Here is a 25,179-nt window from a genome sequence, read left to right as displayed (position 1 = left end):
CCGCCACCGCGAATCCGGGCCGACCGGCGCGACCGCGCCCGACGACCGGAGCAGGCGGTGGATCCCCCGCCGGTCAGGCCGGGCGACGATCACGCGCGTGACGCCGCGCCGGCCCCCTCCCCGCGCCCGGAGGCGCGCTCACGGCAACGGGGTGGCCCGGTAGTACCAGCCGTCCCAGCCGTTGACCCAGTCCGTCTTGTAGGAGCACTGCCCGGCGCCCCCGCCGAGCTCGCGCCACGCGGCAGCGTCCGCCCGGCACTGCTCCACGTCGGCGAAGGGCCCGTTCCAGCAGCAGTCGGGCGCGGCGGTGGCGGTCGGCGTCCCGGACAGGGCGAGCAGCGCGGCGAAACCCGCGGCAACCAGTGTTCGGCGCATACCACCACCTCACCCGACGACAGCGCCGGGCGCACTCCCCTGTTCGGTTGACCGCGAACCACGCCCTCTGCGGCCAAGGGGTTCGGGCGCCGCCGCACCTCCGGCGGCCTCTCACCCGTCGCTCTTGACACCGTCCTCGCGCACGACACCGGAGTCCTGCCGGAGGACCTGCGGGGGGCGCTCGTCGACGTACTCGCCGTAGGCGGCCAGCGCGTCCTCCACGGTGGCGTGCACGCTCAGCACGTCGTGCAGGCTGGTGAGGTGGATCGTCCGCATGGCGGGGGTGATGTCGGACGCCACGATCCGCAGCCGGGACTGCGGGACGGCCCGGTCGTGGGCCGCGATGAGGGCCGCCAGCCCCGCCGAGGCCAGCAGGGTGAGCCCCCGGAGGTCCACGACGACCGCGCCCGGCTGCTCCTCCAGGCTCTCGTCGAGCACCTCGCGGAGGGTCGGCGCGGTCAGCGGGTCCAGCTCGCCCTGCACCGCCACCACCACCGCGCCGGGGCGGCGCAGCACCGTGGCGGCGAACGGCGGCGGCGAGCAGGGTTGCGTCGGGACGTGCACGGCGCCTCCCTCCGGTGTAACGCTCGTCCGGCATCCCACGACCGGGGGTCCGGCCGTGCCGTCCCACCATGGTCGGTTCCCGGAGCCCGATGCGCCACTCGGCCCAGCCCCGCGGGCGGGGGCGCTCCCGCGTCGGGAGCAACCGGCCCGACGGCCGATCCCGCCGTCGACCACCGTTTTCCCGGGTGGCGCGCCGACCCGCCGCGCCCGAGGTGTGACGTGGTGGACAGGTCGTGACCACGGGCGCGATCCGCGGTCACGGGATCGGTGGTCCGCGGGGGTGGGGCGCCGCGGGCACACCGGTCACCGGTCGCCGTGAGTGCTCGGGCGCGGGATCGGCGGGCGAGCGCGGTCCGGCGGAACCGGTGGGCGGACCCGACACTGTGTCCGCCCGCTGCCATGACCGTTGACCGCGGACAGGCGGGTGACCGGTGCCGCGGCGTCGTCCGCCGCGGCCGGGAAGGGGATCGTGGTGCGCTTTTCAAGCAGGATCCGGACTTCAGGGGTGACGCGCCTGTGCGGTGTCGTGGTGGCGGGCGCCGTCGTCGCGGCGGGAACGGCGGTCTTCGCGCCGTCGGCGGCGGCGTTCTACGGCGGCTACCACATGGACATCACCGAGAAAGCCCTCAAGGACACCGGCACCTCGACCGCCCGGTGGACGGTCAGGCAGTTCCGGGAGGCCGCGGTCTACCAGGACAGGTACGAATGGCACCGCACCGAGTCCCACTGCGATTCCGCCGACCACGTCCCGCCGCGCTACAACAACGGGGAGACCTACCCGAAGGACAACGCCTGGCGGGTCAAGCTGTTCCACATGTGCGGCATGTACGCCCGGAACAACTTCTACGAGGCCATCGTCCGGGCGTGGGAGTTGCAGCAGGACGGGAAACCCGTCAAGACCGACATGTCCCGGGACTGCGAGTTCAACCCGGAGAAGACCGAATCCCGGCCGAAGTGCGCCGTGATCCGCGACGTCGGCCGCGCCCTGCACACCGTCCAGGACTTCTACGCCCACGGCAACTGGGCCGACTTCTCGGTGCCGGGTGAGCCCGTCACCCGGCGCAACCCCTACGGCCTCGGTCGCGGGCCCGACGACCGGTTCACGATGTGGGAGGTCCTGCTCCGGCAGTACTTCGAGCCCTCGGACGTCGAGAAGTGGCTGCCGGAGGAGCTGATCACCGGCTGCCACCCCGACGACTACGTGGACGGCGTGCGGCAGAACTGCAAGGGCCGCGTCAAGCACGACCACGACCTCGCCAAGGACACCGGTGGCAGCAAGCGCGGCAAGGTCGTCGTCGACGGGAAGAGCAACTTCCACCGGGCCTACGAGGGCGCCCAGGCCGAGACCGACCGCCAGGTGCAGGACTTCGTCCAGCGGCTGATCGACACCTACCCCTCCGAGTACATCCCCATCGGGATCGCGCTGTTCCAGGACCACTGACACCCGCTCGCCCGGCGCCGCGCCGGTCGGCCGCGGGCCGCCGTCACGCCCACTCCCAGGAGATGCCGTGCACACCGGGGCGGCTCTTGGCCTGGAACAGGTGGACCGACGGCGCCGGGTCGATCGGCAGGCGGCGGCGGTTCTCCGTCGGCGCGTCGGCCCTCGCCCGCCGGTACTCGTAGCAGCGCGCGGGCACGGTGACCCGGTCGAAGCAGACCTGCAGCAGGTAGCTGCTGTTGGCGGTGCGCATCAGCCGCTCGTGGTGGCGGGAGGGCAGGTCGCTCTCGCCCATGCGCCACTCGTACTCCAGGACCGCGGTCTCGTTCTTGTCCAGCGCCCGGCCCAGGCGGAGGTCCGCGGCGACGTAGCCCGCCTCGGCGTCCGCGCGCAGCTCGGCCACCGCGCCGCCGCGCACCACCAGGTCGTGCGGCATCACGTCGCCCTCGTCCACCCCGTGCACCACGAGCAGCCGGTCGCAGCCGTTGTTCACCGCCCGCAGCACCTGCCTGATCGTGATCGCGCGCAGCGACCGGCGGGCGTCGACCAGGCACTGCTCCGCGGTCGACAGGACGGCCACGTCGGGGTTGGGGTTGACGAACCCCTCGCCCAGGACCCCCTGGACCGGCGAGTCCTCGCCGTAGAGGGCGCCGAAGCTCAGGCCGCCGTCGCCGAGCCACCGGCCGCGGGGCCGGCGGGGTTCGAGGAAGTCGAACAGGGTGCCCCCGGGCAGTTCGAGGATCGCCTCCAGCTCGCGCAGCGCGCGCAGCGAGTTCGGCCGCTCGGGGCGGCTGCGGCCCTGCTGCCAGTAGCTCAGCGTGGCCAGGCTGATCTCCACGCCCCGGTCGGCGAGCCGCGCGCGGATGCGGTCGAGGGTGAGGTCGCGCCGGGCGATCGCGGCCCGCAGGGCGTCGGCGAACTTCTCCTGGCTGAGCACCTGCTCGGGGCCGGGTCGTTGCTGAGGAGCTGCCACGAGCAACCATTATCATCCGAAGTGGTGAACACCGATACCCCCTTTCGGAGGTATCGGTGTTCATGTCGTCACTCAGAGGTCATCCCACGTTCAGGGTCAGCCCGTAGTGGGACAGGGTGTCGCCGAGCGGCTGGAAGTACGAGGACTTCCCGCCCTGCGCGCCTCCGTTGAAGGCGCACTGCTGGCCGGTGGGCCCGCCGGAGGTCATGCCCTGGGCCTGGTTGCCCGAGATGTAGGCGCCGCCGCTGTCGCCGCCCATGGTGCAGACGGACGACTTGCCGAGACCGCGAACCACGGTCGAGGGACCGCCGTTCGGGTCGACGTAGGTGACGGTCTGGTTGTAACCGGTGATGGAACCGCAGGTCCAGCCGCTCGTGGCGCCGGACTTGCACAGCGACGCGCCGACCGCGCCGCGCGAGCCGCCCTTGACGGTGATCAGGCCGGCCGCGCCCCAGGTGCCCACCTTGGTGGTGATGGAGTTCCCGGAGTCGATCCTCGCCACGCCCATGTCGACGCTGTCGCGCCCCAGCGCGTAGCGGGTGGCGGCGCCCTTGGCGAAGCGGGCGCCGTCGTAGTGCAGCGTGGGCAGGCCCGTGACGCAGTGCCCGGCGGTGACCAGGTACTGCGCGCCGGAGCCGGACCGCGCGCCGAACCCGACCGAGCAGTAGCCCGAGCCGCCGTTGATCGTCATCTTGCTGCCCGGGTAGATCGCCGCCTGGGTGCTCAGCGGCTGCGCGACCCGCTCGACGCGGACCGCGGGGCCGTGCTTGGCGGCCTCGGCGAGGAACGACCGCGCGGGCGCCGCGGTCGGGTCGGTGACCTGGATCGTGACCACGTCGGACGCCACGTCGACGCCCCACGAGGCGACCCCGGCGGGCGCCTGCCGGGTGGCGAGCCGGTCAAGGTCGGCCTGCACGTCGTTCAGCGCCTTCTCGCCGCGGGCGGGCGTGCGGGCCGCCAGCCCCGCCGAGCGGGCCTTCGCCGCGCCCGCCCGGTCGGCGTTCACGGTCAGCGTGCCGGACTGGTCGAAGAACGCCCCGTCGACGCGCACACCGCTGCCCACCAGGTCGGAGAGCTTGCGCTGCTGGGCGGCCTCGCTGTCGAGCCGCTGCACGGCGGCGGTGTCGCTGACGCCCAGGGTGCGGGCCAGCGCGGCGACCATCTCGGGCTGGTAGTCGGAGCCGGCGGCCGACGCCGTCGCACCGCCGGCCAGCAGGGACAGCGGGACCAGGCAGGAAATGGCCGCGGCGCCGAGCACACGGTTTCGGAACACGGTGACAACCTTTCGCAACCGGGGCGGGCCACGGCAAGGGGGATTGGGCACGCGAAAAGAATCGCCTGCCAGCAATCGATGACCCGTCCCCGGCCGACGGGATTCCTCCCGCCGTGCCGACAACTCTGCCCCGCGCGGGTCGGCCGGGGCAACGACGCGCGTTTCACAGGCGGATTGCCCCGACCTTGAAAACGAAATACCCCGACCGGTCCGGGCCCCGGCCGGGGCGCCGGAGGGAACGGCCGGGTGCGCGGTGCGGGAGCCCGCCGGGCGGGGTCCCGAGTCGCCGGCGCCGCCCTCCCCGCGACCAGCCGGGTCCTCCGGGGCCGCGTTCCAACACCGCCATCCGTCGAACCCGAAGTCAAGGCATTTTTGCGGACAGCGCCGCACCGAATTCCCGATACGGTCGCAGAACCGCGACAACGTTCCCGGAACAACGAGGTCCACTCTCCGCGGACGCCGCAAAGTGACGTCCCGCCGGGGTGGCCCGACCGCATGTCCACCTCCCCCATCGGCTGAAGAGCGCCAGGAGCCCTTGATGACCCTCGAGCACGACGGCAACCCGCCCCGCCCCCTGGCGGGCGCGGCACGCGAAGCGACGTTCAACACCATTTCCGGTGGCACGTTCCGCAATGTCGTGCAATCCCACTCGATCGACTCGCTCGCGATGGGCGATTCCGTCGAGGCGCTGCGGACCAGTCGTTTCCTGACCTGTTACGCCGCGACGAAGAACCTGCTGAACGACCTGTACGACACGCGCCAGCACTTCGGGCTCGCGCGCGGGATGCCGTTCGAGCAGGTGCAGCAGTTCTTCGGGTCGACCTACGCGGAAGCCCTGGACCGCTTCCAGACCAAGGAAACCGAGTTCGAGGTGGCCGTGTACACCCTCGAACCCCTCTGCGACGCACCGACGCGCCAGGTGCTGGAGGAGGTCCGGGAAGCAGCGGAGGAGATGTCCCGGGCGACCGTGCACGTGCTGGTCGAGGTCGTCCGGGGAGGGCTGGGGCCGGGGATCCCGGGCGAGCTCTGCGCGCAGCTCCGAGCCGCCCACCTGAAGTACCCGGACCTGAGCACCCACCGGACGGCGCTGCTCGCCCTCCTGGAACGCCTGCGCGTGCTGCCGGCGCTGGAGGAGCGGCCGTCGGGGGGCGCCCGCACGTCGGCCTGAACGCCCGGCAGGACGTCGAGGTCGCCCTCGCCCCCCACCGAGTGGTCCGGCGGGGTCAGGGGGCGGCCAGGCGGGTGCGGACGGTGGCGGCCACGGCGGGGGCCCCGGTCCAGGTGAGGGTGGGGGTGGCGGAGTGGTCGGGGACCTCGACGCAGAGGGTGTGCAGGAGGTGGGGGTCCAGGGCGCGCAGGGTGCGCAGGACCTCGCCCGCCACGGTCAGGCCCAGGCGGTGGTGGGTCGGCGAGGTCACCATGCGCTCCACGCGCCCGCTGCGGCAGCGGACGGCCTCGGGCTCGTCGCCGCGGTGGTGGGCCAGCTCGCGGCTCCACGACGTGCCGAGCAGGAGGTCGCCGGCGTTCCAGAGGCGGCCGTCGGTGCGCGGGGCGGACAGCTCGCGGCGGGCCTCGGCGCGGAGGTGCCACGCCACGACGATGCGGCTGCGGAACGAGGTCCCGGGGGTGGCGGCGAAGCCGCCGAGGAGGGAGAGGGCGTCGGTCGCCGTCGGCGACAGGGGTCGCCTGGACCGCACGGGGAGCAGGAGGACCACCACGTCGGCCCCGGTGTCCAGGTCCCCGGGGTCGATGACCTCGGTGGGCAGGCCGGTGGGCAGCAGGGCGGCGCGCAGCGCCGGGGCGACGTCGTGCGGGGTGCCGTCGACGATCACCACGCCGGTGCGGACCACCGGTTCCCGCGGGGGCGGCGGCGGGATGAGGGGCGCGGGGCGCCTGCGGCGGCGGAGGAACCGGATCACGACGGCCCGTTCAGCAGGAACAGCTCGACCAGCGTCTCGCCGCCCAGGCCGTCGTTGCCGCTGCCGATGTAGGCGCGGATGTCGTTGCGGGTGCGCAGCTGCGGGATGTCCACGGCCTCGATGAGGCCCTTGAGGTGCCCCGACACCCGCGCGCCGTCGGACAGGTTGCCGGTCGGCGAGATGCCGAACAGCAGCACCAGGCCCACCTTGCCGTCCGGGCCGATGCGCTCGGTCATCAGCGCGCTGAACCGCTGCGCCGCCTCGGCGTCCGGCACGACGGGCATGACGAACTTGACCGTGGTCAGCGACAGGCCCTCGGTCGGGGGCGGGCCGCCCGGGGTGGTCGGGGGCGGCGCCGCGGTCGTCGGGGCCGCGACCGGCGGGGCCTCAGAGCCGGCCACGACCACCACGAGCAGCAGCGCCAGCTCCGCGAACAGCCAGCCCGCCGCGCCCAGCGGACCCGCCTCGACGACGCGCCGCCGCCTGCGCATCAGCGCACCGCCCCGTTGCCGCCGTGGCGCTCCTCGGCGTCGCGCAGGCCGTCGGAGACCATCGCCAGCCAGTTGACCCCGTCCACGGTCGCCCGCAGCTGCGTCACGGTCTCCTGCAGCAGCGACGCCGTGTCGCCGAGCCTGCCCGCCGCCGCCGACACGACCTCCGCCACGTCGGCGAACGGCTGCTGCGCCTGCGCCAGCGCCTGCCGGTGGCCGTCGTGCCGGTCGGCGACCTCGCGGGCCTCGGCCAACCCGCCCTCGGCGCGCAGCAGGACCTCCGCCGAGCGGTCGACGGCGGTCCTGGCGGACTCGGCGGCGTCGGTCACGTCCGAGACCACGGACGCGAGCGGGTCGAGCTGGGTGGTGATCACCTGCGCGGTGCGGTCGAGCCGGGCGCGCACCTCGTCCAGCTTCCCGGACTGCTCGCCCAGGTCGGGCAGCGCCGCGACCATGCGCTCCACCGCGGACACCAGCCGGTCGACGACGGCGGTGGAGTCGGCCAGCTTCGCGGTCGCGGTGGTGAACAGCCGGGCGGACGCGGCCAGCTCGACCGCGGCCTGCCGGGCGTGCTCCTCGACCCGCACCGGGCCGAGCCGGGCGCGCAGCACGGTCAGCGGCCGGAGCAGGTCCACCTCCAGCCGGTGCGCGATCCGGTCGACCTCGTCGGCGACGGACTGCGCCCGCGCGGGCTTGCGGTAGCGGACCATGATGATCAGCACCGTCACCACGATCGCCAGGGACAGCCCGAACGGGCCGCGCAGCAGCGGCTGGGACATCCAGTCGGCGAAGAACGACGGCCGCTGGGCGACCGGCGTGGCCCGGTGGTCCTGCAGGAAGTTCCACTCCGCGTAGGCCAGCGCGCCCCACGTCAGCACGACCGGCCACAGCGGCAGCGTGCTGCCCGCCCGGTCGACCGGGTGGTCGCAGATGCCCCGCAGGTAGCCGGGTTCGCGCAGCCGCCACAGGTCGGAGTCGCGGTCGACGGCGGTCGAGCCGCCCTCCAACTGGCGGGCCTGCTGCACGCCCTCGCGCAGCACGGCGTCGAGCTGCGCGAGGTGCGCCGGTCGGGTCGCGGGCGCCGAGCCGGTGATCCGGTCGAGGTCGGCCAGGGCCTTGTCCACCAGTCGGCCCACCTGGTCGGCGGCGGACTCCGGCACGGGCGCGGACGGGGCGGTGGTCATCGGGACTCCGGTGGTCATCGGTGCATCATGTAGTCGACGACGAGGAACAGGCCGACCAGCAGGGCGATCACGAGCAGCACGCCGACCAGCCGGCCGATCAGCGGCCAGTGCGCGGACAGGCCGGGCAGGACCGCGCGGCGGACCGGCCGGGCGCCGGCCGACCGCCAGGGCCGCTTGCCGTCGGCGCCCGGCCCGCCCGCGGTGGACGTGCCGGCGGATCGCTCGACGGGCTTGGCGAACCGGTCGTCGTCCCGGTCGGCCGAGGGCGGTGCGGCCTGGTGCGAAGCAGCAGAGTGCGAAGCAGCCGAGTGCGAAGCAGCCGAGTGCGAAGCAGCCGAGTGCGAGGCCGCGGTGGACGGGGCGGTCGAGGGCCAGCCCGTCGCCGGGGCGGCAGGCTGGTGCGAGCCGACGACGCCCTGGTGCTGCCCCACGGCCGACTGGGCGCCCTGGTGCTGCCCCTGGGCGTGGGCGAGGTGACCCGGGCCGGACGACCGACCGTCCACAGAGGACTTGACCGCTAACGCGCCGCCCTCCTGCTTCTTGCGCCGGAAGAACCCCCGCGACTTGCGCGGCTTCTCCCCCACCGCGGCGGCGGTCGGCGCGGGCGCGGCGCCGGCGGGCGTCGAGGACCAGGCGGCCCGGACCTCCGGAGCCGGTGCGGCCCGGGAGCCGTCCGACCACGACGGCGCGGACCTGGCCGACCGCCGCCCGGGCGCCTCCTCCAGCGCCGCCGCCGCCTGCGTCAGCACCCAGTAAGCCTCCGACGACGGGTCGTTCCGGTTGGCCGCCGCGCGCAACCCCAGCACCAGCAGCGGCGGCGGTGGCGGCAGGCCCTCCCGCCGGAAGGAGCCCAGCGCCGCGGACAGCACGGCCGGCTTGCGCGACCGGTCGGCCAGCGCGTGCACCTCGGCCAGCCACTCCTCCGCCCACCGGTGCCCGCCGCCCGGCAGCCCCCGGTCCAGCGCGTGGTCCAGCACGGCCGCGATCCGGGCCCGGTCGTCGAACAACCCGATCAGCTCCGCCACGACCGCCGGCGGCGCCGTCGCGTGCTGGTCCACGACCCGCTTCGCCTCGCCCACCGGGTCCACCGCGCCGAGCAGGAACCGCCGGCCGGTCGCGCTCAGCTGCCCGGTCCGCCCCAGCTCCTCGGCGATCAGCCGGGTCGGCACCTCGTAGATGCCCAGCGACGGGTCGCCGGGCGGCACGCCCAGCGACGTCAACCACCCCTCGTGCGCCAGGTACGCGTCCGCCCCGTGCAGCGGCCGGCCCGGCGCGATCAGGTAGTCGCGCACGAAGTCCACCAGCTGCCCGTGGGTGAACCGCCCCTTCAGCAGCGGCACCAGCTTCTCCGCCCACCCCGGCACCACGCTCGCCGCGGGCGGGAACAGCGCCGGGTTCGCGCCCGGCGCGGCCTGGACGTGCTCGTCCAGCAGCGCGTCGAACACGGCGTGCTCGTGCGCGGCCGGCAGCGGGTCGACCAGGTGCCGCACCGCCTGGAGCGGGTTGTGCGAGACCCACTCGCCGAGCAGTTCGAGCCCGCGCCCGAGGAGCAGCCGCTGGTCGTGCAGCGCGAGCATCCCGCCCACGTCGGGCAGCTCGAAGTCCAGCTCGGTGCGCACCACGGCCGCGGTCAGCGCGTCGAGGTCGGGCAGCTCCGCCAGGTGGTCGGGCAGCCGCTCGCCCAGCGCGCCCCGGTGCGCGAGCCAGTCCACGACCTGCTCGGCGCGGGCGTGTGCCACGGGCGCGCCCCGCTCGGCCGGGCGCTTGAGCCACGACCGCAGCCCCTCGTTCCCGCCCGGCAGCGCGTCCGGCCAGTGGCCGGTCACGATCGGGCGGTTGTCCTGGGTGGGCCGCCGCACCAGGCAGGTCGACCACACGCGCTCGCGCGCCACGGCCGCCGGCACCACCGACAGCAGCGCGCCGACGGTCGCCGCCACGTCCAGCGGCTCGCCGTCCAGCACGACCTTCGCCTCGCCCGCGAACAGCCCGGCGAGCCCGGCCCGCACCCGGTCGGCCTCGCGCGGCCGGCGCCAGTGCCCGGTCCCCGGGCCGGCCCCGGGGTGCGCCAGCCGGCCGTCCGGGCGGACCAGCCCCACCGCGTCGTGCCACAGGTCGCCGGGGTGCGCGGTCACCGGCGCGAACAGGAACTGGCACATGCCCGCCTGGCCGAACGCCCCGCCGCGGCCCTGCACGGCGAAGCACCAGTGCCGCTCGGCCTCCACGTCGACCACCCGCAGGCTCCACAGCGGGTGGCGGTGGCCGTCGTCGTCGGGCTCGGGCGGCTGCGGCACGTTGTTCTGCACCAGCCGGGTCGCGGCGGCGGTGAACGGGGCGGGCGGCTCCGGCCGCCCCTCGGCGACGTACGGGACGAACCCGCCGCCCTCCAGGTCGCCGTACTCGACAAGGACGTAGTCGCTCATGGCCGCAGCCTCCCCAGCACGCACAGCAGGAGTTGGGACAGCGCAGCGGACCGCGCGGTCAGGTCGGTGAAGTGCCCCTTGCCCAGCGGCTGGAACAGCACCGCGTCCTCGGTCGGCGCGACCGGCACGGCGCCCAGCGGCGAGCACAGGAAGAACCGCAGCTCGCGCCACTCCTGGTCGAGCATCTGCTGGATCTGCTCGCCGAAGCCGAGCCCGTAGGCGATGCCGCAGGTCAGCGCGGACATCACCAGGTCGCGCGTGCGCAGCACCCGGGCCTGCCCGACGACGAGCGACTCGGTGAGGTGCCGGTCCAGCGACGGCACCGGGATCTGGCCCGGCGGGAACATCGCCGACGGCTGCCCGGCCTCGATCTTGACGGTGTCCCGGTGGCCCAGGTGCACCAGGTTCCACAGCGCGCGGGGGTTGTCGTAGTGCTTGACCAGCGACTCGGCCAGCTGGAGCGCGGCCTGCGTGCGCACGGTGTGGTCGTACCGGTTCTGCACGACCCGGTCGACCACCGCCTGCGCGCCCGCGTCGACCACGAGCCGCGCGGCCGAGCTGCGCCGGGCCACCTCGATCAGGTAGCGGGCGACGCCCTTGACCACCTCGCCCGGCCCGTCGCCGGAGTACTCGTCGGCGTCCGGGTCGCGGCCCAGGTCCAGCAGCGACGCGCCGTTGTCCAGCGCGAGCCGGACCAGGTCGGCCTTCGTCACGCACACCAGCACCTGCTGCGTGCCGCCGAGGTCCACGGCCAGCGTGCCGGACAGCTCGGCCAGCTGCCGGGCCAGCCGGTCCTGCACGGTGTTGCGCTTGCGCCGCACCCGGTCGTGGTCGGTGTGCACGTCGGTGGCCGGGCGCATGCTGCCGAGCATCACCCGGCGCGCCTCGTCGCCGGGCAGCAGCCCGGCGAACTCGTTGGTGACCACCGGGTCGACCACCCACATCAGCGTGCCGTAGTTGCGCAGCAGCCGCTGGCGGTCGTCGGCGAGCATGGTGCGCTGGTCGAACAGCTCGCCGGGCAGGTCGGCCACGGCGGTGAGCACGCGCTCGTCGCCGATCTGGTAGCGGCGCACGATCGGCTGGCGGATCCGCTTGCCCCACTCGTTGCCCGCCGCGTGCGCCTCCTGGATCTCGTCGATCTTGTCCACCAGGTCGGCGGACACCGTGTCGTTGAGGAAGGTCACCGGCATCATCTCGCCCAGCTGCGTGGCGTTCATCGGCCGGCCCTCCTCCTCGGTGCGGGCGTAGTGGCCGACGAGCACGTTGAGCGGGTGCTCCTCCAGCACGTCCGAGGTCTGCGGGTGGATCTGCGTCGCGCCCGCGGTCCAGTCGACCGCGTCCAGGCCGGTCGGGGTGAGCTGCTGGCTGAGCGTGCGCAGCACCAGGTAGCTCTTGCCCGCGGCGGTGCCGCCGATCGCGGCGGCCACGTCGAACCGGTTCACCGTCCACTCGTGGTCGTAGCGGGCGCCGGTGGTGCGGATGTGGTCGAGGAACACGTGGCCGTCGCCGCAGATCCGGTAGGTCCAGCGGATCCGGCGCTCCTGGAACTCGGCGGAGGCCCAGGAGCGGTCGACGCCGAACAGCCCGACGCGCCACTGCATGTCGCCGGGCTGGCTGCCGTGCACCTGCAGCCACAGGCTGGGCGGGCGCGGGTAGCCCTCCTCGTCCAGCGCGGGGGGCACGCCGAGGTCGGCGTAGCAGGCGGGGCACCGGCGCAGCCGGTCGAGGTTCTTGGCCATGGGGGCTCCGTTCCGCGCGGCGGGCGCCGATCGGGGTGGGTGGGGCTGCTGGGGATCAGGCGGGGGATCGGGCGGGGGGATCGGGCGGGGGTCAGGCGGCGAGGTAGGCGACGAGGACGGCGAGCACCAGGGCGGAGGCCAGCAGCCACAGCGCGCACTGCCGCCGGGCCAGGTCGCGGCCGAGCGCGGCGGCCTCCTGGAGGTAGCCGTGCAGCTTCGCCTCGACCTCCAGGGCCGCGGGCTCGGGCAGCCCGCCCTGCGCCCAGTCGACGACGCGGTGGTCGATCCCGTCCTCGTGGCGCTTGCCCAGCGGCAGCTCGCGAACCGCCGCGGTCAGCGCACCGGGCCCGGTCCGCAGGTACCTGTCGATCATCCCGTCCCCCCCGCCACGGTCGCGACGAGCAGCAGCACCGAGACCAGGAAGGCGATCCGGCCCGCCCACAACCAGTTCCGGTACTCCCGCCGCGCGACCACCAGCTGCGCCGCGCGCGTGCGCGCCACCAGCTCCTCGCGCCACTCCGCCCACGCCAGGGCCCGCAGGTCCGCCCGCAGCGCGGTCACCTCGCGCCCGTAGCGCCCGGCCGCGACGCGGTCCGGGTCCGCGACGCGCTCGCGCTCCTGCGGGCTCCACAGCGCCGACAGCCGCTCCAGCCACGCCTTCGCCGACCACCCGTCGTCCAGCAGCGCGCCCGGCCGGAACGGCCCGACCAGCTCCGCCACGAACCGGGACCACTCCGGGTCCCAGGCGCTCGCCAGGGTGTCCTCCACGATCGCCACCGAGTCGACCGGCCGCCGGCCGTCCGCGCCGCCGCGCAGCAGCGCGTCGACCTTGTCGACGCCGATCAGCGCGGTCAGCACCACCAGCACGAACCCGAACCGGTCGTGCTCGCGCACGTCGATCGAGTCCCGGCCGGGCGCGCGCACCCGGCGGGCCGCCCGGATGACCTCCGCCGAGGCGTACTCGGGGGTGAACCGCAGCTCCGCCACCGGGCCGCCGGACCGGGTGATCGCGTCGCCGTCGACCAGCACGTACCCGCTGCGGCCCTGCGCGTCGAGGTGGTGGCACACGTTCTGCGGCTTGATGTCGCAGTGCGCGACGCCCAGGAAGTGCAGCCGGTCCACCCCCGCCGCCAGCGGCGCCAGCGCGTCGAGCTGACCGCCGCTGGGCGCCTTGCCCAGCTGCTCGTAGCCGGCCCAGCCGACCGGCTCCAGCAGCGGGCTCGCCACGATCACGAAGCAGTCCGGCTGCGGCTGGTCGGGCACGCCGAACCACGCCGAGAGCCGGTGCTCGGCCGCGCCGCGCAGCGCCGCCGGGTCGGCCCGGGTGGTGAGCACCTCGGGCGGCGGGGTCGCCGCGACGAGCTGGATCGGCGCGACCGCCCACGCCCGCTCCCCCGGCCGGCCCGCGACCGCGTTCGCCTGCCGCACCAGGCCGGCCTGCGTCGCCAGGTGCCGGCGCAGGTAGGCGGCGTGCTGCGGCGTCGCGCAGCGGTAGATCTTCACGTGCGAGCGCTCGGCGGAGCCGACGTGCGTCGCGGTCGTGTGCAGGACCTGCACGTGCACGTCGCGCACCCGCACGTCCGCGCGGCCGGTGGGCAGCGGGAACCGGCGCAGGCCCGCCTTCGCGCCCGGCCGGGGCGGCGCGACCAGCAGACCGCCGGGGTTCGCCGGGTCGGCCGACTCGGTGGGGTGCGGCGCGCCGTCCAGCACGTCCGCGCCCGCGCCCGCGCTCGGGACCTCGTCGGTCCAGTCGACCAGCTCGTAGGCCAGCGCGCGGCTGCCGGCGCCGGTGCGGCTGTCGAACAGGACCTCGCCGTGCTCGGCCACCGCGACGCCGGCGCCGTCCAGCGGCACGCCGTTGACCGACACCGCGTAGTCCGGCCGTTCCGCGGCCCGCCGCGCCCGCAGCACGCCGTCGGCGTACGACAGGTCGACCAGGTGGCCGTGCGGCACGTCCGACAGCGTCTCGGGCAGCAGCAGGCCCAGGCCGTCGTACCCGGCGTGCGGGCGCAGCAGCGGCAGCCAGTCGTGGCCGGGCTCCAGCAGGAAGTGGAACTCGATGCCGTCGAAGCCCAGCACCAGCAGCCGGGGCTCACCGCCGGGCAGCGGCGGCCGGTCCTGCCCGTCCTCGACGACGGCGGTCGGCGGCGCGGGCAGGACCACCTCGACGTCGCACGGGTCGGCCGCGTCGGCCGCCGTGTCGAACTCCACCCGCACCCGGCCGTCGCCGTCGCCGAACGTCGACCGCACCTCCCGCACCCCGGCCCGGATGTCGGCCTGCGCGCCGCCGGGCAGCGACAGCGCGGTCCGCACCAGCACCTGCGGCACCTGCTCGTCGGTCAGCCCGCCGCCCAGGCCGGACAGCACCTCGTGCACCCTGGTGATCGCGGCGCGGCGGACGTCCTGCGCCCGCTGCTCCTCGCTCATCCCCGAACCTCCACAACCTCGTCGATCACCTGCTGGGCCAACCACTGCGCGCGGCGGGAGCCGGCGCCCTCGTCCCTGGTCTCCACCGCGACCGCGAACGTGACGGGGCCGGCGGCCGTGCGCAGCGCGCCGACGACCCACGCGACCTGCTTCGCGAACCGGCCGTCCGGGGGCGTCTCCTCCTCGCCGTGGATCTCGTGGGTACCGGTCTTGACGCGCAGCGCCCGGTTCGGTTGCGCCTCCAGCCGGTGCGCGGTGCCGTTGTCGTCCTCCGCCACGCCGCTGAGCGCGTCGTCCAGCTCGCGCGCCTGCGCGGGCGTGAGCACCTGCCGCTGCTCACCGGCGTAGGCGCGGCGGTCGCGCCCCAGCGGGTCGCAGGTCTCGGCCACGATCGTGGGCTGCACCACCCTGCCCCCGTTCGCGACGGCGGTCATCGCGGTGGCCAGCGCCAGCGGCGTGCCCTCGACCCGGCCGCCGCCCAGCGTGTTGTTGCCCAGGCTGTCCATGCCCTCGACGTCGACCGCGGGCGGCACGTGGGAGGCGACGCCGGCGGGCGGCCCGGCGAGCCACGCGTCGTCCGTGCCCCGCGCGGTCGGGTCGGTGAACCCCAGCTCGATCGCGGTGTCCCGGATCGCCGGCCAGCCCAGCTCCAGCGCGGCGGCGACGAACGCGGTGTTGCACGACACGGTCAGCGCCTGCTTGAGGGTGATCGCGCCGTCGACCGTGCCGGCGCAGGGCGCACCGCGTTCGTGGTTCTCGATCGGCTTGCCGTGCGGGGGCGTGATCCGCGCGGGTGAGGGCAGCAGCGACCGCGCGGTGCGGCCGGGCTGCTTGAGGAACGCCGCCGCGACCACGACCTTGAACGTCGAGCCGAGCCCGTACCGGCGCTCCAGGGCGCGGTTCTCGTCCAGCGACGGCAGCACCTCGTCCGGCGTGCCCGGCGCGTACCGCTCGCGCTCGGCGAGCGCGGCCGGGTTCGGCGTTGCCGGCCGCGGGTCCAACGACCAGCGCCAGCACCGCTCGTCCCAGTCCGTGCTCTCGCAGCCCTGCCCGGACTCGTCGACCACGCCGTTCTCGATCGTGCCGTAGTGGGGGTGGTTGGCGGTGAAGTCCTCGCTGCCGCCCTGCTCGACCTCGGGCTGCCCGGGCCAGTCCAGCGCGCTGGGCGCGCTGGACGCGGCGAGCACGTGCCCGGTGCCGGCGTCCATGACCACGAGGCCGCCCGCGAGCGGACCGCCGCCCTCGGCGTCGGAGCGCAGCGCGCCCGTCATCGCCCGCTGCAGCCGCGGCACGACCGTGAGGTCGAGGTAGCCGGGCTCCGGGCCGTCCACCGAGGGCAGCACGCGCTCGCGCAGCGACGTGCCCGAGCCGCCGTCGATCAGCCCGTCGAGGCTGGTGTTGAGCGTGCCGCCGTGGCCGTCGAGGCGGATCAGCCCGGCGAGGTCGGACAGGGACAGCGGCGGCGTGCCGTCGGCGACCCACTCCTGGCGGGCGCGGTCGCGGGTGTAGAGGACCTGACCGCCCGCGCGCAGCTCGACCGAGGTGCGGCGGTTGGCCGTCCGGTCGGTCGAGCACCGCTCGGGGTCGACCCGGGCCTCCTGGGTGAGGCAGAAGCGGCGGGATTCGGGCAGCCGGCCGTAGGGCGCGATCGTGATCGTCGTGGCGAACAGCGCGGCCACCACGGCCACCGCGCCGAACGCCAGCGGGACGACGCGGCGCGTGCGCGGGAACCGCACGCCGGTCAGCGCGGGCGCGCGGTCGGCCCGGGCGCGCGCGGCGGCCGGGGGCACCGGCGCGAGCGGCCGGTCCGCCCGGTAGAGCAGCCACACCGCGATCAGCACGGCCCCCGCCAGCGCGAGCGTGGACTGGCCGCCCCGGGACAGCAGCGGCGCGGTGATGCCGGAGTGCGGCAGGACGTTGAGCGTGGCGAGGAAGACGAACAGGTGCTGGCCCAGCAGCATCCCGGCCACGCCGACGGCGAACAGCCGGGCCGCCCGCGCCTGCCGCTCGGCCGCGCCGCCGAGGTGCTCGGCGCGCGCCTCGCGGAAGCGCTCCAGGTGCGCGCGGACCCGCGCCAGCGCCGCCGCCAGCAGCGCGAGCAGCAGCGTGACCAGCACGACCGCCAGCCCGCCGAGCTTGTTCCACAGCACCGCGAGCACGAAGTCCGTGCTGCCGGCGGGCACGTGGCCGACCCGGGTGTCGGCCAGGCCCCGGCCCCAGGCGCCGCCGTCCGCGATCGCCGCCATCGACTGCGCCACCTGCGACCGCTTGCCCGCCGCGTCCGCGTCCAGCGACTTCAGGCAGGCCACCCAGCCGGGCGGGACGTCCTGCGGCGGCCGGACGCCCTCCGGCGGCGCGGTGCACCCGCTGGACCAGTTGAACGACCACGGGTCGCGCCAGGCGTCCTGGCGGGTCCGCACGTAGTCCAGCTGCAGCACGCCGAGGGCGACCAGGCCGACCAGGCCGAGGGCCAGCCAGAGCGAGCGGCTCGCGTCGAGCGTGTCGACCAGGCGCGCGCCGGAGCGGACCTGCAGGCGCAGCAGGAAGACCACGATGGCGACCGTGGCGAGGAACAGCGGGATCGTCGGGCCGATGTCGCCCTTCACCAGGCCCGCGACGCCGACCAGGCCGAACAGCAGGAACGTGTACGCGACGTGCTTGCTCTTGCCCAGGGCCCGCCGGGTGCGCTCCACCGACCAGGTGCCCGGGTGGGCGAACAGCCTGCCGGGCCGCACCTGGAAGCCGATGGCGTAGCGGGCCAGGACCACCGACAGGACCCAGACGTAGAGGACCTTGCCGTACTCGGCGGTGGCGAAGCGCAGGAAGGTGAGCTTGTCGGACGAGCCGAGCGGGTCGACCAGCGGCGCGAGGAACAGCGCCGCGACCCCGGCCACGCCGAGGGCGTAGAGGGTGGTCGGCCTGCGCTTGCCGACCCGCTCCCGGACCGCGTCGGGCAGGCGCTCGGCGAACAGCAGCGCGACCAGCACCGCCAGCGGCACCCCGACCGACATCGCGACCTCGGTCAGCGACCCGGTCGTGAAGGAGGGCTTGAACCCCACCTCGGGGTCGGGCGCGACGACCAGCCGCACGGTCAGCACGACGCCGAGCAGCACGAGCGTCGCGGTGACCAGCACGACCGCGAGCGCCGGGCCGGCCACCACGTCCTCGCCGCGCCGCCCGTGCTCGGCGCGCAACCGCCTCACCGCGATCACGACGAGCGCGGCCGGCGGCGCCGCGCACAGCAGGAACCACGGCGTGAGGCGGAAGACGCCGACGCACGCGCCCAGCAGCACCAGCGCGGGCGGCGTCCAGATCGCGGCGTCGGGGCCGCGCAGGAACGCCGTGGGGCCCTCCGGGCGCGGGGCCGGCGGCGCGCCGTCGGCGGCCATCGCCGCCTTCGGCCGCCCCACGAGGAACCGGAACCCGTTGACCAGCGCCAGCACCAGGCCCGTGAGCAGCAGGAGCCTGCTCCACGCCGTCGGCCCGCCGAAGAACAACGCCGCGACCGCGACGATGTCGTCCCCCATCAGCGCCCGTTCCTCCCTGGAGTCATTCACACCGGACGCGCGTTTCCGCCGCCCGGCAACCGGCCTGATCGCGGGAACGCCGGGCAGCGTTACCCCGGTCGGGTGTGGTCAACAGTACGGACGCGGTGGGGCGGGGTAATAGTCGCGGTGGTCGGTTAATCGCCGACGAGCCGAAACCGAGCAATGCTCGACCTCTTTCCGCGCCCGCGCCTCCCCCGCGGGCGCCGGCGCCCCTGCTCGCGTTCACGGCCGAAACCCGGCCATTTCCACCCGATCCGCAGAATAATCGCCCCCGGTAGTGCTACCGACGCGTCGCGTCACTTTCCGCGACCCGATCGTCGCCCGGCGCCCGTGCCCCTGGCGCCCGCCGCTCCCCCGCCTGTCGAGCCCTCGTCACCACTCGGACTCCCGTCACGCGCTTCCGGTTCCACCGACGGCCGCTCCCTCCACCGGCCCGCGACCGCGTCGTCCCGGCTCTCGGGTATCCGGTATCGGCTCCCCGTCGGGCCCGGTCGGCGAGGGCCCTCGCGAAGCCCCTGGCGACGAATGCGCGCCGGAAGTGCGGCTTCCGCATTTTGCGGGCGCGCCACCCACGCACGGTGTCGCGCCACAAGCCGTTCAGCCGATTGAGGGCGCGTGCCGCGAACGTGACACTCGAACTCCCCATCACCTCACAAGGAACGGGAATCCTGATGCGCCTGCGTTCGCTGTTCGTCGCCGCGGTGGTCGTGTTGTCGAGCGTCGTCGGTTCGTCCCTGTCCCCCGCGTCGGCGTCGGTGGTGGACGTCAACTGCCCGCTGGGCACGCAGGACGGCACCTACTACCCCGGGATGACGCTGCTGCCGCGGCACATCGACTTCACCGCCACCGGCACGCTGGGCGGCTGCCTCTCCCCGGCCCACCCCGAGATCACCGGCGCGACGTTCACGACGCTGGCCACCGGCACGTTCAGCTGCCTGTCCGGCTCCACCTCCAACACCTCCACCTACCACTGGAACACCGGCCAGAGCAGCACCGTCGAGGGCGGCTTCGAGATCAACCTCAAGCCCGGCGGCACCACCGTGCTGGTCCTGACCGGCACCGTGGTGTCGGGGCTGTTCGAGGGCGCGACCGTCGTGCAGACCAAGGTCCTGCCCGCCACCGACCTGACCGCCTGCCTGACCCCGCAGGGCCTGACCGGCGTCAGCGGCGCCACCACCTTCACCGCCGTGCTCTGACCCCGCGGCGGGAGGACCGGGGTCCGTCGCGGCCACGCCTCGGCGGACCCCGGTCCACCGCGCTCGGCGCGGCGAGCGGGCCGGGGGTCGCCACCCCGGTCCGGCGCGCGGGCGGGTAGGAACAGGGGTGTGCTCAGCCTCTACCACCACGCCGACTCGCCGGTGCACGCGCTGCCCGCCGGGGCGAAGCTGCTCGCCCTCGTGGTGACCGGCACGGGACTGTTCTTCGTGCGGTCCATCCCCTGGTCGGCCCTCGCCTTCGGCGTGGCGCTCGCCTGCTACGCCGTGGCGCGCGTCCCACCCGGCACGGCGTGGCGGCAGTTCCGGCCGGTGCTGCCGTTCGCCGTGCTGATCGTCGCCGCGCAGCTGGTGCTGACCGACTGGCGGACGGCGGTGCTGGTGGGCGAGCGGATCGTCACGCTGGTGCTGCTGGCGAACCTCGTCACGCTCACCACCCGCACGTCCGCCATGATCGACGCGGTGGAGGCGGCGCTGCGCCCGCTGCGGCCCCTGGGCGTGCGACCGGAGCGGATCGGCCTGCTCGTGGCGCTGACCATCCGGTTCATCCCGGTGATCAAGGAGCAGGCGGACCAGGTGCGCGCCGCGCAGCGGGCGCGCGGCGTCGAGCGCAGCTTCGCCTACCTGACCCCGCTGCTGGTCAAGACCCTCCGCCTGGCCGACGGCCTGGGCGAGGCTCTGGACGCCCGGGGCGTGGGCTCCGAGCACCGGCACCGCCGGTGAGAGCGCGGTCGCGCGCTGTCACGAGCGCGACCGGACCCCCGGGCCGATCCCATGTGGACGGATCCGGGCCGGTCCCGCCCTATGATGACTCACCGGTTTCCCGGAACTCACGGACGAGGGGGCGGTGTGCGCACCAAGGACTTGGCGCTGATCGCGTTGTTCGCCGCCATCATGGTGGTGCTCGGGTTCTTCCCGCTGATCGAACTGCCGCTGGTGCCCGCGCCGTTCACGTCGCAGACGCTCGGCGTGATGCTGGCCGGCTCGATCCTCGGCGCCCGGCGCGGCGGCCTGGCGATCCTGCTGTTCGCGCTGCTGGTCGCCATCGGCCTGCCGGTGCTGCCCGGCGGGCGCGGCGGCCTGGGCGTCATCCTCGGGCCGACGGGCGGTTTCATCATCGCCTACCCGATCGGCGCGTTCGTGGTCGGCCTGCTGACCGAGCGGCTGTGGCGGCGGTACAACCTGGGCGCGGCGCTGCTGGCCAACGCGGTCGGCGGAGCGCTGGTCCTGTACGCCGTCGGCATCCCCTGGATGGCGGTGGCCGGCGGCCTGGAGCTGGGCGCCGCGGTCACCGGGTCGGTGGTGTTCCTGCCCGGTGACGCGATCAAGGTCGTCGTCGCCTCCTTCGCCGCGGTGGCCGTGCGCCGGGCGTACCCGCTGGTCGAGCCGCGCGGCGAGGCCGCCCGGTGACGATCGAGGTCGAGGGCGTCTCGCACCGGTTCGGCGACCGGCAGGTGCTCTCCGACGTCGACCTGCGGATCGACCAGCGGCGGGTCGCCGTGATCGGCGCCAACGGGTCGGGCAAGAGCACGTTCGCCCGGCTGCTCAACGGCCTGCTGGTGCCCACCGGGGGCCGGGTCCGGGTGGACGGCCTGGACACCCGCAAGCAGGGCCGGGAGGTCCGCCGCCGGGTCGGGTTCGTGTTCCAGGACCCGGACGTGCAGATCGTCATGCCCACCGTGGCCGAGGACCTGGCGTTCGGGCTGAAGCACCAGGGCGTCGGGCGGGACGAGATCGGCCGGCGGGTGGAGCGCACGCTCGCCGACTACGGCCTCGCCGAGTTCCGCGACCACCCCGCGCACCTGCTCAGCGGCGGCCAGAAGCAGCTGCTGGCGATCGCCGCCGTGCTCGTGACGGAGCCCGAGCACGTGGTGTTCGACGAGCCGACCACGCTGCTCGACCTGCGCAACAAGCGGCGGATCTCCGAGCTGGTCCACGAGTTGCCCCAGAAGGTCGTCGTGGTGTCGCACGACCTCGAACTGCTGGCGGACTTCGAACGCGTCATCGTCTTCGACAACGGCCGGGTGGTCGCCGACGGGCCGGCGCGGGAGAGCATCGCGACCTACGTGGCCATGAACCCGTGAGGGCCGCGGGTCCGCCCTCCCGGGGCGGACCCGCGCGACCCGGTCCCGGCCGGTTCCGCGGAGGCCACCCCCGGGTCGCGGGCCTGCGCGTTCACGACGGGTCCGAGCCGCCACCCGTTCACGACCGTCCACTGCGTCCGTCCGATCAGGACTCCGTGCCGGACGGCGCCCGGTCAGGTGTTGGCGGGCAGCTCCGAACCGGCGCCGCGCTTGCGCAGCACCACCAGCTCGTGCCGCGCCTCGGGCAGGGTCCGCTCGGCGGCGCCCTCCACCGTGAAGCCCGCGTCGGCGATCATCCTCAGATCCTCCTCGCCGGGCTGCCCCTCGCTGGTCAGGTAGTCGCCCAGGAACATCGAGTTGGCCACGTGCAGGGCCAGCGGCTGCAACGACCGCAGGTGGATCTCCCGCCCGCCCGCCAGGCGCACCTCGACGTCGGGGAACGCGAACCGGAACACCGCCAGGACGCGCAGGCAGCGCTGCGGCGTCAGCTCCCACCGGCCGGCCATCGGCGTGCCCTCGAACGGGATCAGGAAGTTCACCGGCACCGAGTCCGGGTCCAGCGCCCGCAGGGCTTCGACCACGTCCAGCACGTCCTCGTCGGACTCGCCCATGCCGAAGATCGCACCGGAGCAGGGCGAGAGGCCCGCGTGCCTGGCCTGCTCGACGGTGCCCACCCGGTCGGCGAAGGTGTGCGTCGTGCAGATGTCGCGGTAGTTCTCCTCGCTGGTGTTGAGGTTGTGGTTGTAGGCGTCGGCGCCGCAGGCCCGCAGCCGCTCGGCCTGGCCGGACTTGAGCAGCCCGAGGCAGACGCACACCTCGACGTCCGGGGTCGCGCCCTTGATGGCGCCCACCACGTCGGAGATCCGGTCGATGTCCCGGTCACCGGGCCCGCGCCCGCTGGCCACCAGGCACACCCGCTTCGCCCCCGCCGCGATGGCGCGCTCGGCGTTGCCCACCGCCTCGTCGGTCCCGATCCAGGAGTACTTCAGGATCTGCGACTCCGACCCCAGCCGCTGGGAGCAGTAGCCGCAGTCCTCCGGGCACATCCCGCTCTTGAGGTTGACCAGGAAGTTCAGTTTGACCCGGGTCCCGAAGAAGTGCCGCCGGACGCGCGAGGCGGCGGCGATCACCTCCAGCACGTCCTCGTCGGCCGACCGCAGCACCGCCAGCAGCTCGTCGCGCGTGGGCCGGCCGCCCGCCAGTGCCTTCGACGTCACCGAGTCCAGGATGCCGGCGAGAGTGGTTTGCGTCATGTCGGCCATCGTGGAGAGCCCCTGGGTGGCGCGCAAGGTTGCCTCGGACAAACAACTGCCCGGGATGTTGTCGACGGCCGGCATCGACGCAGCTCAGGGTCGGCGCGTGGACGTCCCGTGACCGGCGAGGACCGGCACGGGACGCACTCGGCGCACGCTCAGCCGGCACGGCCGCCGACACGACCACTGCGAGCGCGAAGCGCGCCGCGACCTGCTCTTCGTCACCGCCGGGTTCGGAGCGGACGAGGTGCCTCACAGCGCCGCTACCAGTCCCAGCACCAAGCCGGCCACAACGGTAGGGGTGGTCCATAATGGACTCCTCTCTACACGAGGCTCCTTATCAGACCAAGCTCACCGCAAACCACTGCCCGAGTGGCGGGGCGAGTTCGGCGACGAGCCGACCCACCGCCGACCGGCTACCAATCAGCGGCGTCGCCGGACCGGTGACACCTGGCGAAGCCCTGTCAGCGGCGAACGCGGTGCCCCGGCTCCACACCGAGAGCTCCGGGAAGCGCGTCCCGGAAAGATTCCGCTTGCAGGCGGAAGAGACGGGCGTAGGTGCCGTCCGCCTCCATAAGTTCGGTGTGCGTCCCCTCTTCGACCACTCGGCCGCCGTCCAGCACGTAAATCCGGTCCGCGTTGCGGACGCTGGCGAAGCGATGGGAGATGAGCAGGACCGCGCGCCTGGCGAACAGGTCGCGAACGCGCTCGAAGAAGTCGGCTTCCGCCTGGGGGTCCAATGACGCCGTGGGCTCGTCGAAGACGATGAACGGCGCGTCCCGGTAGAACGCCCGGGCCACCGCCAAGCGCTGCCACTGGCCGAGCGATAAGTCTGCGCCACCGGCGAATTCCTTGCCCAACACGGTGGCGTAGCCTTCAGGCAACCGCTGGAGGTAGTCGTGCGCGTCGGCTCGGACGCCCGCCTCGACGGCTCGTTCCCAGTCGACTTCCTCCTCGGCCCGCCCGAACGCGATGTTATCCAGCACCGGGAGCTTGTAGCGCAGGAAGTCCTGGAAGAGCACCGCGGTCCGCTCACGCAGTTCACGCAGGTCCATCACGGGCTCACCGTCCACGTGGAGCGTGCCGGCATCGTGTGGGTACAATCCGGCGAGAATCTTGGCCAGGGTCGTCTTGCCCGATCCGTTGGCGCCGACGAGCGCCACCACCTGACCTGCGCGGATCGTGATGTCGACGTCGCGGAGCGCCGGGAGGGCCTGCCCCGGGTAGGTGAAGCCGACCGCGGTGGCGCGCAGGGTCCTGAACGGCCGTCGATCCGCGGCGGAGCCGAGAAGCCGGTCCCCCGCAGGGGGCGTAACGAACTCACGGAGGTCCCTGAGGTGCAGCACGGACTCGCTCAGGCCGCCCAACAGGTCACCGATCGACTGCACCCGCGTCGAGATCAGCCACAACGCGGGCAGCGCCGTCAGGGCGGCGGACAGACGCCCAATGTCGGCACGCACCGCGAACCACGCGGCGACGACGACTCCGAGGACCACCGCGTCGCCCGAGCACCGCGCGACCACCTTGCGCCACATGTACTTGCGGTACAGCCGCCTGGTCCGCTCGACCTCCAGGTCGTAACGGGCCTGCCAGCGCGCGCGCAGCACGGCGCCCAGGTTCAGCGAACGCACCTCCTTGGCTTCGTCACGACCGGTGAGCAACTGTTCCAGGTAGGCCCGGTGCCGCCGGTCCTCCGCGAGGTCGTGGTGCATCCGGTAGCCCGCGCTGCGCTCCTTGCCAGCCGCTCGGAACACCGGTGCGGCGGCGAGCACCACGAATGGCAGCAGCCACCACGCCGTCATCACCGTCGCACCGGTGACGGCGATGACAGTCAGCAGGGCTTGCAGCACGCTCATGGCCGTCGTGACCATCGCGGCCGGCTGGTTGCGCGAGGCGACCACCGCGCGGTGTAGTCGGTCGTGGAAGTCCGCGTCCTCGAAGTCCAGCAGTTCGGCCTCAGCCGCCGACCTCAGCACGATGCCGACAACGTACCGGTCGACCTCGACCGCCAGCAGGCGCTCGCGCGCGGCCCGCACAGCTCGGAGGACTCCTCCGGCGGTGCCCAGCAGGATCCCGCCCGCGACGGCGGGCACCATGCTCTCCGCATTCGGGGTTCCCCCCGCGGTAGGGATGACGGCGCCAAGCACGCGGTACAGGGCCAGCATCGCGAGACCCAGACCGATCGCGGTGGTGAACTGGATCGCCAGCACCTGTGCCAGCAGGCGGACATCGGCCTGCCGAGCCAGGCGTACCGCGAAGGCGAAGGTGGTGATCACC

20 protein-coding genes are annotated in these 25,179 nt (G+C 74.3%); 6 read left to right on the top strand and 14 right to left on the bottom strand.

The features are described from left to right. Positions 1-138 precede the first annotated feature (138 nt). Together JOE68_RS27760 and JOE68_RS27755 are read right to left on the bottom strand one after the other, a co-directional pair. Complete coding sequence (locus JOE68_RS27760) at positions 139-375, bottom strand: hypothetical protein (protein WP_204845331.1); 237 nt, start codon at positions 373-375, stop codon at positions 139-141. Positions 376-486: 111 nt separating this feature from the next. After that, a complete protein-coding gene (locus JOE68_RS27755; RefSeq protein WP_204845330.1) occupies positions 487-939 on the bottom strand; it encodes an anti-sigma factor antagonist in 453 nt (150 codons plus the stop codon). Between the two features lie 505 nt (positions 940-1,444). On the opposite strand from JOE68_RS27755, the gene JOE68_RS27750 reads away from it, so the two are divergent. Continuing rightward, positions 1,445-2,380: a hypothetical protein gene (locus tag JOE68_RS27750; RefSeq protein ID WP_204845329.1), complete on the top strand. Its 936-nt coding sequence runs from the start codon at positions 1,445-1,447 to the stop codon at positions 2,378-2,380. Positions 2,381-2,423: 43 nt separating this feature from the next. Here JOE68_RS27750 and JOE68_RS27745 read toward each other — a convergent pair whose 3' ends face one another. Both JOE68_RS27745 and JOE68_RS27740 read right to left on the bottom strand, forming a co-directional pair. Beyond that, entirely contained in the window at positions 2,424-3,350 is a 927-nt protein-coding gene (locus JOE68_RS27745) for a hypothetical protein (RefSeq protein ID WP_204845328.1), read from the bottom strand. Between the two features lie 79 nt (positions 3,351-3,429). Next, positions 3,430-4,623 carry a S1 family peptidase gene (locus JOE68_RS27740; RefSeq protein WP_204845327.1) on the bottom strand — a complete coding sequence of 398 codons (1,194 nt, stop codon included), beginning with the start codon at positions 4,621-4,623 and terminating at the stop codon, positions 3,430-3,432. 538 nt (positions 4,624-5,161) lie between these two features. Between JOE68_RS27740 and JOE68_RS27735 the strand changes: the two genes are divergently transcribed. Further along, complete coding sequence (locus JOE68_RS27735; protein ID WP_204845326.1) at positions 5,162-5,791, top strand: hypothetical protein; 630 nt, start codon at positions 5,162-5,164, stop codon at positions 5,789-5,791. A 55-nt stretch (positions 5,792-5,846) separates the two neighbouring features. Here the strand turns inward: JOE68_RS27735 and JOE68_RS27730 are convergent, their stop codons facing one another. The 8 genes from JOE68_RS27730 to JOE68_RS27695 all read right to left on the bottom strand — a co-directional run bounded on the left by JOE68_RS27730 (position 5,847) and on the right by JOE68_RS27695 (position 18,330). Continuing rightward, complete coding sequence (locus JOE68_RS27730) at positions 5,847-6,542, bottom strand: hypothetical protein (protein ID WP_204845325.1); 696 nt, start codon at positions 6,540-6,542, stop codon at positions 5,847-5,849. Beyond that, entirely contained in the window at positions 6,539-7,033 is a 495-nt protein-coding gene (locus JOE68_RS27725; protein WP_204845324.1) for a hypothetical protein, read from the bottom strand. Before JOE68_RS27725 ends, JOE68_RS27730 begins: the two co-directional genes overlap by 4 nt. Further along, positions 7,033-8,235: a coiled-coil domain-containing protein gene (locus JOE68_RS27720; protein ID WP_204845323.1), complete on the bottom strand. Its 1,203-nt coding sequence runs from the start codon at positions 8,233-8,235 to the stop codon at positions 7,033-7,035. The genes JOE68_RS27725 and JOE68_RS27720 overlap by 1 nt, the downstream gene beginning before the upstream one ends. Beyond that, positions 8,232-10,637 (bottom strand): hypothetical protein, encoded by a 2,406-nt coding sequence (locus JOE68_RS27715; protein WP_204845322.1) that lies wholly within the window; start codon positions 10,635-10,637, stop codon positions 8,232-8,234. Before JOE68_RS27715 ends, JOE68_RS27720 begins: the two co-directional genes overlap by 4 nt. Then, the gene (locus JOE68_RS27710; protein WP_204845321.1) at positions 10,634-12,376 is read right to left on the bottom strand and encodes a hypothetical protein; all 1,743 of its coding nucleotides are present in this window, start codon (positions 12,374-12,376) and stop codon (positions 10,634-10,636) included. The genes JOE68_RS27715 and JOE68_RS27710 overlap by 4 nt, the downstream gene beginning before the upstream one ends. A gap of 91 nt (positions 12,377-12,467) precedes the next feature. Next, positions 12,468-12,749 (bottom strand): hypothetical protein, encoded by a 282-nt coding sequence (locus JOE68_RS27705; protein WP_204845320.1) that lies wholly within the window; start codon positions 12,747-12,749, stop codon positions 12,468-12,470. Continuing rightward, positions 12,746-14,803: a hypothetical protein gene (locus JOE68_RS27700; protein ID WP_204845319.1), complete on the bottom strand. Its 2,058-nt coding sequence runs from the start codon at positions 14,801-14,803 to the stop codon at positions 12,746-12,748. Before JOE68_RS27700 ends, JOE68_RS27705 begins: the two co-directional genes overlap by 4 nt. Beyond that, positions 14,800-18,330 carry a penicillin-binding transpeptidase domain-containing protein gene (locus tag JOE68_RS27695; protein WP_204845318.1) on the bottom strand — a complete coding sequence of 1,177 codons (3,531 nt, stop codon included), beginning with the start codon at positions 18,328-18,330 and terminating at the stop codon, positions 14,800-14,802. Before JOE68_RS27695 ends, JOE68_RS27700 begins: the two co-directional genes overlap by 4 nt. Positions 18,331-19,022: 692 nt before the next feature. On the opposite strand from JOE68_RS27695, the gene JOE68_RS27690 reads away from it, so the two are divergent. The 4 genes from JOE68_RS27690 (at position 19,023) to JOE68_RS27675 (ending at position 21,649) form a co-directional block, all read left to right on the top strand. Then, on the top strand, positions 19,023-19,547 hold the full coding sequence (locus tag JOE68_RS27690; RefSeq protein WP_204845317.1) for a hypothetical protein: 525 nt from the start codon (positions 19,023-19,025) through the stop codon (positions 19,545-19,547). A 129-nt stretch (positions 19,548-19,676) separates the two neighbouring features. Continuing rightward, complete coding sequence (locus tag JOE68_RS27685; protein WP_204845316.1) at positions 19,677-20,288, top strand: energy-coupling factor transporter transmembrane component T family protein; 612 nt, start codon at positions 19,677-19,679, stop codon at positions 20,286-20,288. A gap of 126 nt (positions 20,289-20,414) precedes the next feature. Beyond that, positions 20,415-20,975, top strand: coding sequence for a biotin transporter BioY (locus JOE68_RS27680; RefSeq protein WP_204845315.1), 561 nt, complete (start codon positions 20,415-20,417; stop codon positions 20,973-20,975). Beyond that, entirely contained in the window at positions 20,972-21,649 is a 678-nt protein-coding gene (locus JOE68_RS27675; RefSeq protein ID WP_307819936.1) for an energy-coupling factor ABC transporter ATP-binding protein, read from the top strand. The genes JOE68_RS27680 and JOE68_RS27675 overlap by 4 nt, the downstream gene beginning before the upstream one ends. A 173-nt stretch (positions 21,650-21,822) precedes the next feature. Here JOE68_RS27675 and bioB read toward each other — a convergent pair whose 3' ends face one another. Both bioB and JOE68_RS32325 read right to left on the bottom strand, forming a co-directional pair. Further along, entirely contained in the window at positions 21,823-22,902 is a 1,080-nt protein-coding gene (gene bioB, locus JOE68_RS27670; RefSeq protein ID WP_204845314.1) for a biotin synthase BioB, read from the bottom strand. 464 nt (positions 22,903-23,366) lie between these two features. Continuing rightward, positions 23,367-25,178 carry an ABC transporter ATP-binding protein gene (locus JOE68_RS32325; protein WP_204845313.1) on the bottom strand — a complete coding sequence of 604 codons (1,812 nt, stop codon included), beginning with the start codon at positions 25,176-25,178 and terminating at the stop codon, positions 23,367-23,369. Position 25,179: the final 1 nt, after the last annotated feature.

This window comes from Saccharothrix algeriensis (assembly GCF_016907655.1).
In the GTDB taxonomy this organism is placed as follows: domain Bacteria; phylum Actinomycetota; class Actinomycetes; order Mycobacteriales; family Pseudonocardiaceae; genus Actinosynnema; species Actinosynnema algeriense.
Note: the sequence above shows the minus strand (reverse complement) of the source record. Positions and strands in the feature narration are given on the sequence as shown.

What these genes read in the sequence shown, in the direction of transcription:
- JOE68_RS27725 (WP_204845324.1), bottom strand. Translation starts at nt 7,033, where the DNA reads ATGCGCAGGCGGCGGCGCGTCGTCGAGGCGGGTCCGCTGGGCGCGGCG.
- bioB (WP_204845314.1), bottom strand. Translation starts at nt 22,902, where the DNA reads ATGACGCAAACCACTCTCGCCGGCATCCTGGACTCGGTGACGTCGAAG.
- JOE68_RS27720 (WP_204845323.1), bottom strand. Translation starts at nt 8,235, where the DNA reads ATGACCACCGGAGTCCCGATGACCACCGCCCCGTCCGCGCCCGTGCCG.
- JOE68_RS27690 (WP_204845317.1), top strand. Translation starts at nt 19,023, where the DNA reads ATGCGCCTGCGTTCGCTGTTCGTCGCCGCGGTGGTCGTGTTGTCGAGC.
- JOE68_RS27695 (WP_204845318.1), bottom strand. Translation starts at nt 18,330, where the DNA reads ATGGGGGACGACATCGTCGCGGTCGCGGCGTTGTTCTTCGGCGGGCCG.
- JOE68_RS27710 (WP_204845321.1), bottom strand. Translation starts at nt 12,376, where the DNA reads ATGGCCAAGAACCTCGACCGGCTGCGCCGGTGCCCCGCCTGCTACGCC.
- JOE68_RS27735 (WP_204845326.1), top strand. Translation starts at nt 5,162, where the DNA reads ATGACCCTCGAGCACGACGGCAACCCGCCCCGCCCCCTGGCGGGCGCG.
- JOE68_RS27700 (WP_204845319.1), bottom strand. Translation starts at nt 14,803, where the DNA reads ATGAGCGAGGAGCAGCGGGCGCAGGACGTCCGCCGCGCCGCGATCACC.
- JOE68_RS27715 (WP_204845322.1), bottom strand. Translation starts at nt 10,637, where the DNA reads ATGAGCGACTACGTCCTTGTCGAGTACGGCGACCTGGAGGGCGGCGGG.
- JOE68_RS27705 (WP_204845320.1), bottom strand. Translation starts at nt 12,749, where the DNA reads ATGATCGACAGGTACCTGCGGACCGGGCCCGGTGCGCTGACCGCGGCG.
- JOE68_RS27760 (WP_204845331.1), bottom strand. Translation starts at nt 375, where the DNA reads ATGCGCCGAACACTGGTTGCCGCGGGTTTCGCCGCGCTGCTCGCCCTG.